Below are 15883 nucleotides of genomic sequence, written 5' to 3' on the forward strand. Positions count from 1 at the left end.
AAATGTAATTAATCAAAGTGAAAAGCAACATACCATATTAAAATTATCCCCAATCTTAATGATCTAAAATGTATCTAACTTAACCTACCATAGATACATTCTTATTGGTCTCTCTATAGCTACTATTTATATAATAAAGTTTAGTTTACTAATTCTATGCGAACTCTTCTGTTTAATTGTCTTCCTCCTTCAGAGTTATTGGATGCAATTGGTCTTGTTTCTCCAAAGCCTCTAGCTTCTAACTGTTTTCCATTGACTCCTAAGTTTTCTAAGAATTCTTTTACAGCCATAGCTCTTCTTCTTGATAATGACATGTTATAAGAATCGTTTCCTTTACTGTCTGTGTGTCCATCTATATAAAATTTTACTTTTGGAAATTGTTTCATGATATCAGCGATACGACCTAAATCATTGTATGATCTTGCTTTTATAACAGCTCTGTCTGTTTCAAAGAAGATTAGTTTTGCAATGTAATTGAGTTCTTTTAGAACTGAATTTGGTATTTCTGGACAACCTTTATTAGATTTTGGTCCTGGTATTGTAATACAATCATCTTGATCATCATAAACACCATCACCATCTGTATCTTTACTCGGAGGACAACCTTGTAAAGCGGGTGATCCTTTTTTAAATGGACATTTATCTTTATAGTCTGGCACCTTGTCTTTATCGGAATCTACCCAACTTCCATCTCCATATACTTTTACACCTTTAGGCGTCATAGGCTGCACATCTAATTCATCCATCACACCATCGCCATCACTATCTTTGATTTCAAATGGATTTCCTTTTTTAGTATTCGTATCATTTTCGCCATTGTCTTTCCCCCAAATCGTATATTTCTGTTTCTTTCCAAATTTGTAAACAAGTCCAATATGATTTACAAAAAAAGTTTCCAAGTCTTGTTTGTCTGAGATCGTAGCATCTAAATGGTCTTCATAGTTAAGATAAAAACCAGATCGAAATTCAATATCTATTTTTTTACTAATTCTATATTTTAAGCCTAGCTGTGCTGACAAGTAAATAGAGCTGGCTTCATTTTCGTTATTTCTTGCAGGATTGAATCCAAAATCAACGAGTTCTGTCCGTGATCCATCTGGGTTTTTCTCATATAACACAGAATTGTATTGATGATATCCCACGCCCAAGTAAGAAGCTAAATGCCACTTTTCGGATTGTCTTCTGTAGATATTAGACAGACTTAAAATTAAATTTAATTCTGCTCCGTACGAACGTCCTTCAAAGAATAGATTATTATTTATGGTTCCTGTATTAGTATACAATACTTCATAGACTTCTGAAAAGTATTGTGCGCCGCCTGAGAGTTTATTGTAATTGATTTTTAATTCTAAACCCAAGACAGGGTTGAACATTTTATCGATATATAGATATCCTCCAAAATTCCAAAAGTTCCCTTGATTTCCAGTTCCTATGGAACGTAAATCACCATGCATAATAAAATTACTGAGTCCACCACCAATTGCCCAGGTATTAGACGGTATCTGTTCTTTAATAAAAATGTTATCAGTAGCTAATGTATCGATATCAAACTTTGTATTGATATCTGATTGTGCTTGGATAGTATGTGTACTAAGAAGCAGTATACTGATTATTAGAAAAAGAGTACGTGAAGTCATTATCTGTCTCATTTTTTGAATGAAATTCTTAAGCTTACTCCAATATTTTGATATATGAATTGAAAATACATTCCAATTCGTATGTTGACCGTCTTCTAAATTTCTAGTCATTGCCACATAACAACCATACATAATAGCTGCAGTGAGTAAGATGAGAATTCCATTATCTATTGGTAATCCAGGTGGTCCAGGTGGTCCAGGTGGTGGCGGTGTTACTTGAATTAATAGAGGTATGAATTGCAACATGTGTTATTCGTGTTTTCGTTGGTTGTTTTCAAAAATTTCTTTGCATAAATTTTTCCTAAAAGCCTAAGTAGACTTTTTTCTCAGTGACTCCTTGTGAAGATTTGAGTTTTACAAAATAAATTCCGCTAGAAAGCTTGTTTGTTTTCAGACGAAGTTTATTACCTTCTTTATGCTTCAGAGCGATATTCCATGACTGAATTTGTTTTCCTAAGACATCATAGAGTTGCACATTTTCTATTTGTACCAGATTCGTATTTACAATCATAATATCCTGTGTAGCATCTTCTGTATACACATAAAATTCAGAAGCAGTAAATTCTTCTGTGGTAAGTGTTCCATTAATTCTAAAGGCTAACACATAGCGATCCGTGTATGATCCTGCATTTAAGAAGATATCTGCCGGCACATCACTAATTAAATAATCTATGTTATTTAGTTTATCAATTAAGTATACATTTCTGTTTACATTAGCCCATTCATCTATGCGTATACGAATACTGCCTGTGTACCCCATTTTGATGGTTAGTGGCACTTCTAAATCAGTTGAGATTTCTTGAACACCTGCAATGGCGTACTTTTCATCATCATTTTCAAAATCCCAATGGAAACCTGTGATTACTCCATCGGCAAGTGTAGCATCATATCCAACATCAAAAGCAAAGGAATTTGTTTGTAAAAAGGAGATTCCTATTTGTTGATGTAAATCCAAATTGTCTTGATTTACATAATCCATTCCCAATTTAATGATGGGTAAACTAGAAGTATTAGTGCTTTCTGTTGTTTCATTATTTTCTGTATAGGAAGTATTGTTTCCTCCATTTCTAAAGAATACGGAATTTGTACCTTCTAAAACATATTCACGTTGACTGTTATTAAATTCAACTATTCCACCTGTAGCACTTCCTTCTACAAAGAAACCTTGTCCTATAGGAATATATGCGCCTGGTTCTCTGTATGGTCCGCTTCCGAGTCCTGCAATTCCTAAATTATCGTTTGTAGTGTTTAATGGATTGTTTGCCGCTAGTCCCATAGCAATGTTCCTGATGGCATATCCACCAACATACCCATCATAGTTGTGACTATTTTGATCTATGTCTCCATTGATACTTTCTTTTTGTTCCCAGAAATAAACTGCTCCAGTTGTACTAGTTAAGTTATCTTCCAAGAAACGTTGTACACTCATAGCGCTTGCATACGGATTACCAACTAAGTAATCGGTATCTGCGGCAACAGTTGTTTGCATAGTACCATCTTTTGGAGTTCCCACAAAGGTGTAATTTTGAGCCTGTCCAGGTCCTTTAAAAATAACACCATCGGTTTGCGGAATAGTTCCGCCACTTAGTTCTTGTGTCCAGTTAGCAGTAGCACCAAAAGTATAAATCCAATATTCAGCAATAGATATAGGCATAGTTGTTGCACCATTAAAACCTCCTGTAAAATTGATATTTACAGCCGTAGAATTTGAAGAAAGCGGTGTAGAACCATCTTTAAAGACATCAGCAACGGTGTATGTTGATGTGCCTATACTATTGACAGGACTAGAGAAATAGTTATAACGATAGGTACTTGGAACTTCCGAGTTTTGATCAACATATAGTTTTCCTGCTCCTGTAACTAAACTTCCATTAGTATGTGTGGAAACTAGTTGTGAATTTCCAACCAATCGAATTTCATCATCAGTACTTGATAAAGTAATATTATCTGTAACGATTAATGCGTTGTCTGTTATCGCTAATTTACTATTGTTATTTACAGTTAAACCACGTGCTGAAAAAGTACTACCTGTATGATTGTAATCTTCATCAACCGATACACTTCTGGAGCGATCTGGTAGCCCATTACTCCAAGCGGTACCACTACGAACGGTTGTTCCTGTTCGATGATAGCCTAATCCTTGGTTTTTATCAGCAATACTTGTATTTACTTCAGAAAGTAATGGATCATGTGGATGACGTTCTGGACCGCCTAGACCAATAACTCTATATGGATCTAAATTATCATCAACAAACGCTGTCCATTCGGAAGCAGTAAACACTGGATTATTGATAAGTACGTTATCATTACGAACATACGATGTTATATTTGTAAAGCCTTCTATAACCTCATAACTATTTGCCCAAGCTGTATTGTCTGTACTTAATGATAAAGCTACAATATCATTTCCGCCTTCAAAATTCGTGATACCAGCGTTTACTTCTCTTGTTGGTGAGTTTATAATAGTAGCTCCACTAAATGACGTAGATTCAATCAAGATAGAACTATTGACAGCAATAGATGCTGCTACTGTATATACACTTGTTGGCGTTATTCCTGTTTGATCTCCATTTGTATTTGCATAGTATATTATATTAACTGTTCCTGCAGGAATTACTTCACTACCAATGTTTGTCAACTCAATGGCATTAGTACCACTATTTTCATAAATTTGAGAAATGATGACATCTGATGCATAATCTCTGTAATCTAAATCAAATTTCAAAGGTATTGCATTACTACCATCAGCATCTGTATCGTTGTCTGTATCTGCGAGTAAGAAGTTGGTATTGTCATGCGCCAAACCATTTACGTCTGTGTAGTTGTCTGCGCTTTCTATGGCGGCATCGTTGTCTAAACCATTGGTACCAACAGCTCCATCTGTATCTCCATCATTGTCGCTATCATTGTTTGCCAGACCAGATTCTGCAATATCGAAAATGCCATCGTTGTCGGAATCTAAATCTAAATAATCTACAGTATCAGTTGTGTCTGTATTTACAGGTGTTAGCCCGTTTGTACCTCCGTTATTGGCAGCAATGTATGCTGAGTTTAACCCATTATTAGCCAAATAGGTAACTGCATCATCTGTATTGGGTGGTTTATAGCCTTGTGTGGTTTGGGCTTCTATATTGTCTGGAATACCATCGTTGTCACTGTCTAGGTCTAAATAATCTGGTATGGTATCATTGTCTGAGTTTAATGATGATGATGGAGTAGAAAAAATAATATCGTCTATAGCAAAATATTCATTAGAAACGCAATTCGAAGCAGTACCAGATACATGCTCTGGTTCAATTCTTATGCGGTCTAAATCTCCTAAAACATTTTGCAAATCACTTAATGAACCAGACCAGTTAGCATCTGTTAGCGGAACAGTTAAAAGTTGCCAACCATTAAAAGCAAGCCCAGAAACATCAATAGTTGAATTTATTACAGTGCCTCCTCCTCTTAAACTAATATTCATAGTATTAGTGATTTGAAATCCAGAATTGTTAAAACTTCCGTTAATCCAATAAAAAGTTAAGTTTTGATCTAGACTGGCTGACACATCTTGATTTAAATCTGAAGTGTTTTGAAAGAATGTAACACCACCAAATTGATCTGAACCTAAAATGAAATTACTACCTGTTGGGCTTGGTGGGATAACAGTAGGTGGTGCAGTACCTCCTATTTGATAGGTACAACCATCTACGATCCCTGTAGGTGAGTGTGTAACACTTCCGTCACCATTATCAAAACCTAAGCCTCCATTTTGGGGATCATCATATTCCCAATTTTCATTACTAGTATTAAAATCTATAACAAAGGGGGCTACAGCTAAACCTTCATCAACATCCAAAATCCCATCATTATCATCATCGATATCACAAATATCTGTTACACCGTCACCATCCGTATCTAGATTGCTCGAAATTGAAGCATCACATTCGTCATTGCTATTGTCTCTAAAATCTAAATCGATGCCTAAAGGGGCAGCATTGGTACCGTCTGTATTGGTGTCGTTGTCTGCATCTGCGAGTAAAAAGTTGGTATTGTCATGCGCCAAACCATTTACGTCTGTATAATCATCTACGGATTCTATGGCAGCATCGTTGTCTAAACCATTGGTACCTACTGTACCATCAGTATCTCCATCATTGTCACTATCATTGTTTGCCAGACCAGATTCTACGATGTCAAAAATGCCATCGTTATCAGAGTCTAAATCTAACCAATCTGGAATTGCATCGTTGCTACTGTCTGTATTGGGTAGAGTAACAATACTGGTGGCATTTAGGTCGTTATCTCCTCCTGTAGCGTCGTAGTTGTTGTGCAAACCGTTGTTTCCTACCACATAACTTGGCACTACATAGCCTTGTGTGGTAAAAGCTTCTATATTGTCTGGAATACCGTCATTGTCACTGTCAAGATCTAGAGAGTTTATAATACCATCCATATCAGTATCTAAACTTTGACCTGCAATACTTGATATTTGTAGTTCATCCAATCCAATAACATTACCCGAAGTATTCGTTTCCAGATTTTCAATTTGTAGGGTAATTGTTGTTGTAGGTGAGGTGAAATTTAAACTGATGGTCTGCCATTGGTCAACGCTACTATTAGGGAGATTTAATGCCACACTAGATAAGATGTTATTACTAGCATCTCTAATCACTAAACTTGCATCTGGCTCAGCACCAACACCTTCAAGATTTGCCACTCGTGCAGAGAAAGACAACAAACTACCCGTAGGTACAGTAATTCCTGTTCGCTGGTAAACTAGTGTTTGGGTATTGTTATCAAGAGCCAAATAACGTCCATTGGTATTACCAGCGCCGTCTACATTGCCTCCTTGATCTGTCTGACTCCAAGTACCTGGCATGCTTGTAGAGATACCTTCATAAGAATCTCCACTTAAAACATTTGGATTTAAATTGGTTTCTAAGGCGCCGCCTGTTCCAAAAGTTTCTGTAAAGAAAAAAGTAGTTGTAGTAATCCCTTCATCAACGTCTAAGATTCCATCGTTATCATCATCGATATCTACATTATCATTGATACCATCGTTATCGGTATCCAAATCAAAGCTATCATCTCGATAATCCAAATCAGTTGTGGTGGGACTTGCGTTGTTACCATCTGCATCTGTATCATTATCTACATCTGCTAGTAAAAAATTGGTATTGTCATGTGCCAAACCATTTACATCTGTATAATCATCAATAGATTCTACAGCTGTATCATTGTCTAGTCCATTGGTTCCTACTGCTCCATCTGTATCTCCATCATTGTCGCTATCATTGTTTGCCAAACCAGATTCTACGATGTCAAAAATACCATCTCCATCAGAATCTAAATCTAAATAATCTGGATCACCAATTCCATCTGTATTGGGTAAGGTTACAATACTGGTGGCATTTAGGGCATTGTCTCCTCCTGTAGCATCGTAGTTGTTGTGCAAACCGTTGTTTCCTACCACATAACTAGGTACTACATAGTTTTGTGTGGTAAAAGCTTCTATGTTGTCTGGAATACCGTCGTTGTCACTGTCTAAGTCTAGAGAGTTTATAATACCATCATTATCGGTGTCCAGTATCGTAGTTACTGCAAAACTTCCTGCAAATGAAAGTCCAAAACCTGCACCAAAAGCTCTTGTGGTATTTTGATTGAATTGGATACGAACAATTCCTCCTCCTGCGGTAATTTGATTTTGAATGGCAGTTGAAAAAACGATGTAGCCATCTCCTTGATTTGCGTTTTGATTTATATCTCCGTAGTATAAATCTCCGTTAATTGTTGATGTGCCAAGGTCTCCTTCTATATTGGGAAAACCTGTTAAGGTAGTACTTACTGTACCCGTAGGATTGTCTATAATAGTACCATCATCAAGTGTCAATCTAAAATTACCTACTCTGTTTCTACCTGATCCATCCCATAAAATGCTCGATATGCTCATAGCAAAATCAAAAAGAGCGCCATTGGTAAATTGCCAATCAAAGGTTTTATTACCATTATGTTCGTTTATATTACCACTACCGCCACCAATGTTAAAGGCATTTCCTGAAGAAGTAAAAGTTCCAACAAGGTTTGGTGTGGCTTGTGTATATGAAAAGGTAGCATTCGTAGTACTTGTAGTTGTTACTGTTGCAAATGCAATTGAGGATTGCGTGCTGGTAAATCCTTCATCTACATCTAAAATCCCATCGTTATCATCATCAATATCCACATTATCTGGAATGCCGTCATCATCGGTATCTATGTTTGAAATCCCAATAATTTCTAGATCATCCCAAAAATAATCTTCACTACTACTGCTTGCATCTGATCGTAATCTTATAATGGTGTTTGCATTTCCTACTGGAAGCGCAACAGATATAGTTTGATCCTCTTCATCATCATCATTAGGACATATTTGATCTCCATTTCTAGTCCAAAGCGTTGTAAAACTAGCACCTCCATTTGTAGATACTTCTACACTTACAAAATCGCCTGACTCAAAACCAGAAGAACTATCTTCACAGCGTCCAAGTATATTTAACGTAGCACTTATATAATCCGTTAAGTTTACGGCACGAGTAGCTCTACCAAAAGGAGTTCCCCCGTCCATAAATAATCTACCACCTGTAAAAGATGCTTCGCCTGTTGTAGTCCAATTACCCAACCAACCTGACCCACCAGAGTTGTTATTTGAACTAAAATCGTCTGATGCTACTGTTATTTGTAAGTTATAATTATAATCTTCAAGTTCTTGGCCATTAGCTATTGGCTCTTGGTTACCTGTTTCTAATACCCAATCTCCATTTTTACCTGTTATGTTGGTAGAGGCAGCAATAGATAAGCCTAATTGTTTTTGTAAATAGGCAACCGCTTGCTTTCCTTTTTCACCTTTGGCAAACTCACAGCCATAAATGTTGATTGTTTTTAGCTGTTGGCTGTTAGTCGTTAGTCTTTGGCTGATAAATTGAGCAATTTGCTCCTTTTGCAACCACTGCCCTTTTATATATAACTCGCCAGAGCGACCGTGTGAAATAATATAGTAACTGCCCTTTGAAGTTGTAAAAGCTGCTTTTAAAATTTCTGGTTGCGCAACTTCCTCATCAATGTAAAGGGATGATGAAGTTAATAGTACTCCATCACATGTTTTCACATTACTTTCACTAAATTTCGCATAATTAATGAAGTTTGTAAATTGATTTGAATTCACATTTTCGTTTACCTGTGAGTGAGAAATACAAGTAACTAACAATACTGTTATTATTGTAGTTATTTTTTTTAATATATTCATTTTACCATTCTAATTTTAATGGCATCAAGCAATTTTCTAAGTATTACCTAATGCTATTTAATTAGTAAACAATATCTTTAATATCATTCTATACATACATGGTATTTCAGTTTTAAACTTTCTCATTTACTGCACTAAGTGTCTCAAAACGGTTAAATAGTTTCTTTTTTTCGTCAATTATCAAGTTTTATCGTTTTTAATAGGAAATCAAAGATTGTTTCTCTAATTTTCTTTTGTCAAAACCCCCTTAATTATGACAATTTTTTCAAACGTATTATTAAATACATTTATGTTATTTAATTTATGTCAACTAGACGCGTCTGTACGGAATGATTCTTTACAGTTTGAGGAGGAGTATCAGCAAATTTTCAAAAAAGGAAATGTTATTCCCATAAAACAAACTGAGAAGAAATTTCATCAACTTTTATTTCAAATGAAGGAACGGGAAGAAGCTTCTACACGAACTGTTAAAGTTAAATGTTGGCTAGAATTATTGAACATTAATGGTGCTTTAGGCAATTATGATTCTATTCCATATTACAAAGAAAACATCTTAAAAAACGCTGATAAACCAATACATTTAGGAAAACTGTATCAGTATTTATCGAGAGTAGAAAATGCCAAAGCTAATTTTGAGCTTTTATTGGAATACTCAGATAAAGCCTTGGGTTATTATAAAGAGGTTGAGGATCCCTACTATTCTGATTTTTTTTTAATAGAGTTGCTTGACTTTTATCCTTTTTCTTCAAAAGAAACTAGGAGTGAAATTATTTCAATATTAGAGCAACGTTATAATGCTTTAGATGTTAAGCCCATTATAAAACTAAAGATCCGTAATAGACTAGTAAAATTTCTTTTATCTGAAGATAAATATGAACCTGCTTTAGATTTATTGAAGAAAACAGACACTAGTTCTTTTAGTTCAAATAGATATGAAAGACAACTTTACTTTTCAAGTTTTTCATCAGCTTATCTTGGTCTTAAACAATATGATAGTGCAATTATAACTCTAAAAAGCGGCTATACTGAAAAGGGTTTTATAATAGGTAAACGCAATGAGATTTTGAAGTATTTAAAATTAGCTAAAATATACTTTGAAAAAGGAGAATATAGAAAGGCAAAATATTATACTGACCAAATAGAAGCGTTTGGTATTATGGGCATAAATGAACTTGAGCTAAAAATATCTTTTTTAAAGTTAAAATATAGATTAAGTAAAATTTCTGAGGATTGGAAGAGTGCTCATAATTACTTTAATGAAATTACGAAAATAGAAGAACTCAATTATACTACAATACAAAAAAAACAGACTGCAATTATTCGTCATCGATTAAAAAAGGATCAAGATTTAAAAAGATTGGAATATTTAAGACAGCAAGAAAAGTTATCCAATATCGAAGAAATAAAATCTTTGATTTTAATCACTTTAATAATAATCATTTCCTTAATACTTCTTTTTGTTTCTATCTATTTAACACATAAGAGAAAAAATTTAGAAACTAAAATGGCATTGAAGCATCAAAAAGAAGTTTCTTCTTTGAAAAATACATTTATTCAAAATTTATCTCACGAATTTAGAACACCGATCAATATTATTATAGGTTATTTTTCATTAATTAAAACAAGAACTTTTCAACCTGAAAAAGCAGCTGAATATGCAAATATTGGTATTAAAAAAGGAAATGAACTTGTAGAAACTCTCAACAATTTCTTAACTATTCTTAGAGCGGAAGAAAATCAAGAAACACTAAGGCGCGATTCTATTACTTCTCTCGAAATGAGAGAGTTTATATATAACGTTGTAAATTCTTTTTCTATAATTTCTGAACTCCATAACATTTCACTTCGCTTCTCCTCTAATATTCAGAAAAAAACTCCTGTTGAATTTAATTATGATTATTTACAAAAGATTTTAGAGAATCTTATATCAAATGCAATTAAATTTTCAAAGTCTGACTCTTCGGTTTATGTAACAGCTAATATAGCGGATAACCAATTACATCTACTTGTTAAGGATGAAGGTGTAGGGATTTTAAAGAATGAGCAAAGTTTAATTTTTGATCGCTTTTTTCAATCAGAAAAAAATAAATCTCAAGGTGGTTTTGGAATTGGGCTTTCTTTGGTAAAACAGCTTACAAACGATCTTAACGGAAAAATTACTGTTTCTAGTAAGTTAAATATAGGAACTATCTTTAAAACCTCTCTTCCATTAATATTAGAAACTCCAGAGTTATATATTTCTAATGAAAACTCAGATTCTTTTGAAAAAATTGAAATTCCAATAAATTTGGCTTTAATAGATTCAGACTCTAAAGATGATTCTAAAAAAGAATTGCCCAAAATTCTGATTATAGACGACAGTTTAGAAATGGGGAAATACTTGCAAGAAATTCTTTCTCCTTTTGCTAAATGTTCTTATACATTTAATGGCAATGAAGGTTTACTAAAAGTCAAAAATGAAAAATTTGATTTAATTATTTCAGATTATAAAATGCCAATTTGTGATGGATTTCAATTTAAGAAAGCTCTTAACAACATTGAGTCATACAATACAACACCTTTCTTAATTATGAGTGGATTTCCAATTGATTTTGGACATGAGGAAAATATTAAATTAAAAATTAATGAATATATACTAAAACCTTTTTCTGAAACTGAAATTATTGCAAGAGTAAAAATATTACTTGAAAACCATGTTTATATAGACAAATTATTTGACGTAAATGAAAAGAATAAAAATTTAATACCTGATGAAGATTTTGCCAAATTAATGGTGAAGATTAATAAAATCATTTTAGGAAATTTAAAAAATCAAAACTTTAATGTAAAAAAACTCGCTAAAGAAGTAGGTCTAAGCGAAACAAAATTGTATAGACTTATTAAGTCTAAAACCTCGAATACTCCTGTGCAAATAATTTTAGAAATTCGTTTATTGAAGTCATATGAGTTAATTAAAAATCAATCTAAAAAAACACTTGATGAAACCATGTATGAAGTAGGAATTCATAGCAAGTCTTATTTTAGAAAAGTATTTTTAAAGCGTTTTGGAATCAAGCCTGGGGAAATGTTTAAAAAGCACAAAACATAACCTATTCTTTAGTAACAAACAAAGATTTCATCTATGGAAGAAGTAAAGATAAACGAGTTGATGCGTTATTTTTTATTCAATAGCATTATGCAGAAATATAATCGTGAATAACGTAAGTTCGACGCAAGAATCTAAATATATTTTATAGAAAAGAGTAGAATATTTAACAAGTTAAATTATTGGCATCACTAATATTTTGGATTAAATTAAGACATCCTCATTTTCAACATTATAGGAGACTATCAAAGTACTATATCTTTTTAGCACATTGAGCAGAGCTGAAATGTGCTAAAAAGAATGTCACAGTTATATCTGATGCAAAATTCGTGTATTATTTCTTTTTTGCCTTTTTAATTGCTTGTTTTATGTCTGAAATGAGATCTTTCTTCTCCTCAATTCCAACTGAAAAACGAATCAATCCGTCTGCAATTCCTTGTTTTTTACGTTCTTCAGGAGTTAATAAGGCGTGTGAAGTTTGTGTTGGACTCAACATGGTACTTTCTACTCCAGCCAAACTCATTGAAGGTTTAATAAGTTGTAACGATTTGAAAAATTTTGAAACATCATAATCAGGTTTCAATTCAAAAGATAGCATTCCGCCAAAACCAGCCATTTGCGATTTTGCCAATTCATAATCTCCATGTGATTTTAAACCTGGATAATACACTTTTGTAACCGCTTCATATTTTTCTAAGAAATTTGCGAGTTTGAGTGCATTTTTATTTTGTTCCTTTACACGAATTCCTAAGGTCTTCATACTTCTTTCCAACATCCAAACGGTAAAATCACTTAAGCTTCCTCCAAGGTTTTTTCCTAATTGAAAAATACGATCCATGTGTGCTGCAGAAGCCGCAACAGCACCAGCTAATATATCACTATGCCCTCCAAAATATTTTGTTGCACTGTGAATAATGATGTCAATTCCCATGGTAGCTGGCAACTGATTTACAGGACTTGCAAATGTGTTGTCAATCATCGTTACCAAATTGTGCTTTTTAGCAAGTTTGGCAACTTTTCGAATATCCGTAATCTTCAACAAAGGATTCGAAGGTGTTTCTATATAAATAACTTTTGTATTTTTCTTAATCGCCTTTTTAAAATCTTTGATCGCTAAACTTTCTGTAAACGTATATTCAATTCCGTATTTATCAAATTCTTCCAATACTAAATTCATCGTTCCGCCATACAAGGCATTTTGCAATACAACATGATCACCTTTATGCAAAAATGCTAATAGACTTGTACTTACGGCAGCCATTCCACTACCAAAAATCATAGCAGCTTCGGTATGTTCTAACGCAGCTACTTTTCGTGATAATGCTTGCTGGTTTGGTGTGTTAAAGTATCTTGGATAGCGTTTTTCATCAATATCTTCAAAAGCATATGAACTACTTAAATAAATTGGAGAAACAGCTCCTTTGAACTGTTTATCTTCTACTTCTCCTGTATGTGTACAGACTGTGTTGAGTCCTAAATTCTTTTTCTTCATGAACTTAATTTTCGTTGCTTCTAAATTACAAAACTGCTCTTTATAAACCTAGACTTTCACAGCTTTCCATTTTCCTCTTTTAAAGACGAGCATTCCAACAATAGCGATTAAAACTTCTGCAGCTGTTATTGCCCAGAACACACCTTTTGGTCCAAATTCAAAGTGAATTGCCATCAAGTATGCAAATGGTAATTGAAATAACCAGAAACATAAAAAGTTAATATATGTTGGTGTTTTGGTGTCTCCTGCGCCATTAAACGACTGAATAATTACCATAGCATATCCGTAAAAAATATAGCCAGCAGCAACTACTTGTAAACACAAGGCTCCGTTTACTACAACGACAGTTTCTGAAGTAAATAATTCAATAATTTCTTTAGCAAATACTAAATAGATTACAGAAACGATTCCCATAAACCAAGCATTGTATTTTCCGGTTTTCCAAACTGATGTTTCTGCGCGTTCTGGCTGTTTTGCACCTAAATTTTGACCTACTAAGGTAGCTGCGGCATTACTCATTCCCCAACATGGTAATAGAGTAAACATAACAACACGAATAGCAATGGTATATCCTGCTAAGACATCGCTCCCAAATTCAGACATGATACGCATTAGAAATATCCAACTAGAAGTTCCAATGATAAATTGTCCAATGCCGCCAAGCGATATTTTGAGTAAATTCAACATAATTTTGGATTGAATTACTAAGTCTTTCAATTTAATTTTTATCACACTCCAACCATAAAATAGAATTCCTAGTTGAAACAATACAGCACTTCCACGCCCAATCGTTGTTGCAATTGCAGCTCCTTCTACTCCAAAAGCAGGAATTGGACCTAATCCGAAAATAAATATTGGATCTAATATAATATTGAGTCCATTTGATAAAATCAATGCTTTCATAGCAATAGAAGCATTTCCTGCGCCTCTAAAGATTGCGTTGATTAAAAATAAAAGCATGATGGTGACATTTCCACCTAATAAAATTTGAGTATAGCCGTATCCTTCTTCAATAAGTTCGGGTTCGCCACCCATGAGTCCTAAAATTTCTTTTGGATACATGATTCCGATGACACTCACAATACTTGCAATGAAAACACCTAAAAATAATGCCTGAACTGCTACTTTTGAAGCACCTTCTGGATCTTTTTCTCCAATTCGTCGAGCAACCATTGCAGTGGCAGCCATACTAACTCCAATAGCGACTGCATATACTAAAGTAACGACAGATTCTGTCAATCCAATAGTTGCAACTGCATTGGTACTAATTTGCGAAACAAAGGCGATATCTACAATGGCAAATATAGATTCCATGAGCATTTCTAAAATCATGGGAATGGAAAGCATAAAAATTGCTTTTCGAATACTTCCTGTCGTAAAATCGTTTTGAGAACCTTTTAAAGCTTCTTTAAAATATGAGTAAAATTGTTTGATTGATAATTTATGGTCTTGTGACATTTTATAAAATTATATATTGAAATTTAGCGACGTCAAGAAAATTACGTCACTTTAAAGGGTCGATAAGCATCGACGGGTTCCGAATATATATTATCTACAGTTCCATAAGAATGCAAATATCGCTTTTTTTTCGGATTATGCAAATCTTAAAAAAGCGATATTGTTATGTTATACTAATTTGTGATAAGAATTTTTAGTACTCATCATGAATTAAAAATCATTTTATTTTCCTTCTATCCAAGCCAATACAGCTTCGTCATTTGGTAATGTTTTTGGGGAAATCACTTTTTCTAATTCACCATTTGCGTTTACCAAATACTTTTGAAAATTCCATGCTACTTCTGAATCTACTAAACCATTTAGTGATTTTTCTGTTAAGAATTGATATACTTCATGCATATCATCTCCTTTTACAGAAATTTTACTCATCATCGGAAACGTTACCCCATAATTAGCTTTACAGAATTTTGCAATTTGCTGATCACTTCCAGGTTCTTGTGCTCCAAAGTTGTTAGCAGGAAAACCAATGATAGTAAAATTTTGGTCTTTATATTTGTTGTAAACTTCTTGTAATTGCTCATATTGTGGTGTTAACCCACATTCAGAAGCTGTATTTACAAACATTACTTTTTTTCCTTTTAAATCAGCTAATTTAAAATCGTTTCCAGCGATATCTTTCACTGCGAACTGATGAATTGATCCTTTTTCCATAGTTTTTTCGGGCGTTGTTTTTTTCGTTGTTTCTTCGTTAGCAACAGTCTCTTTTGATTTTTCTTTCGGTTTCGATGTACAACTTACAGTACATAAAACGAGTAGTAGCATTAAAATTCTCATTAGGTTTTCTATTTTGTGTAAAAATACGAAAGTATTTATTTAGAGATTGGATACTTTTGAAAATATTATTGTGATATTTAGTTTTGAAATCCATTAGTATAAAGTCTATATAC

At 33.7% G+C, this 15883-nt stretch carries 6 protein-coding genes; 1 reads left to right on the forward strand and 5 read right to left on the reverse strand.

The annotated features are described in order from the left end of the window. Positions 1-140: 140 nt before the first annotated feature. Positions 141-1883, reverse strand: coding sequence for an OmpA family protein (locus Q0828_RS16235; RefSeq protein WP_298423404.1), 1743 nt, complete (start codon positions 1881-1883; stop codon positions 141-143). 55 nt (positions 1884-1938) lie between these two features. After that, positions 1939-8901 carry a DUF4347 domain-containing protein gene (locus Q0828_RS16240; RefSeq protein ID WP_298423407.1) on the reverse strand — a complete coding sequence of 2321 codons (6963 nt, stop codon included), beginning with the start codon at positions 8899-8901 and terminating at the stop codon, positions 1939-1941. A gap of 253 nt (positions 8902-9154) precedes the next feature. On the opposite strand from Q0828_RS16240, the gene Q0828_RS16245 reads away from it, so the two are divergent. Then, positions 9155-11989 carry an ATP-binding protein gene (locus tag Q0828_RS16245; protein ID WP_298423409.1) on the forward strand — a complete coding sequence of 945 codons (2835 nt, stop codon included), beginning with the start codon at positions 9155-9157 and terminating at the stop codon, positions 11987-11989. A gap of 331 nt (positions 11990-12320) precedes the next feature. On the opposite strand, the gene Q0828_RS16250 is transcribed toward Q0828_RS16245, so the two are convergent. From Q0828_RS16250 to Q0828_RS16260, 3 genes are all read right to left on the reverse strand, one after another. Beyond that, positions 12321-13478, reverse strand: a complete 1158-nt coding sequence (locus Q0828_RS16250; protein ID WP_298423411.1) for a PLP-dependent aspartate aminotransferase family protein — start codon at positions 13476-13478, stop codon at positions 12321-12323. 48 nt (positions 13479-13526) lie between these two features. After that, positions 13527-14936 carry an MATE family efflux transporter gene (locus Q0828_RS16255; protein WP_298423413.1) on the reverse strand — a complete coding sequence of 470 codons (1410 nt, stop codon included), beginning with the start codon at positions 14934-14936 and terminating at the stop codon, positions 13527-13529. Between the two features lie 222 nt (positions 14937-15158). Next, positions 15159-15770 carry a glutathione peroxidase gene (locus Q0828_RS16260; RefSeq protein WP_298423415.1) on the reverse strand — a complete coding sequence of 204 codons (612 nt, stop codon included), beginning with the start codon at positions 15768-15770 and terminating at the stop codon, positions 15159-15161. Between the last annotated feature and the right edge of the window lie 113 nt (positions 15771-15883).

The sequence above is a fragment of the uncultured Kordia sp. genome (assembly GCF_947496985.1).
GTDB lineage: Bacteria > Bacteroidota > Bacteroidia > Flavobacteriales > Flavobacteriaceae > Kordia.

Bases quoted from the DNA above. Each gene is read 5' to 3' on its own strand.
- Q0828_RS16255 (WP_298423413.1), bottom strand. From the start codon at position 14,936: ATGTCACAAGACCATAAATTATCAATCAAACAATTTTACTCATATTTT.
- Q0828_RS16235 (WP_298423404.1), bottom strand. From the start codon at position 1,883: ATGTTGCAATTCATACCTCTATTAATTCAAGTAACACCGCCACCACCT.
- Q0828_RS16245 (WP_298423409.1), top strand. From the start codon at position 9,155: ATGACAATTTTTTCAAACGTATTATTAAATACATTTATGTTATTTAAT.
- Q0828_RS16260 (WP_298423415.1), bottom strand. From the start codon at position 15,770: ATGAGAATTTTAATGCTACTACTCGTTTTATGTACTGTAAGTTGTACA.
- Q0828_RS16250 (WP_298423411.1), bottom strand. From the start codon at position 13,478: ATGAAGAAAAAGAATTTAGGACTCAACACAGTCTGTACACATACAGGA.
- Q0828_RS16240 (WP_298423407.1), bottom strand. From the start codon at position 8,901: ATGAATATATTAAAAAAAATAACTACAATAATAACAGTATTGTTAGTT.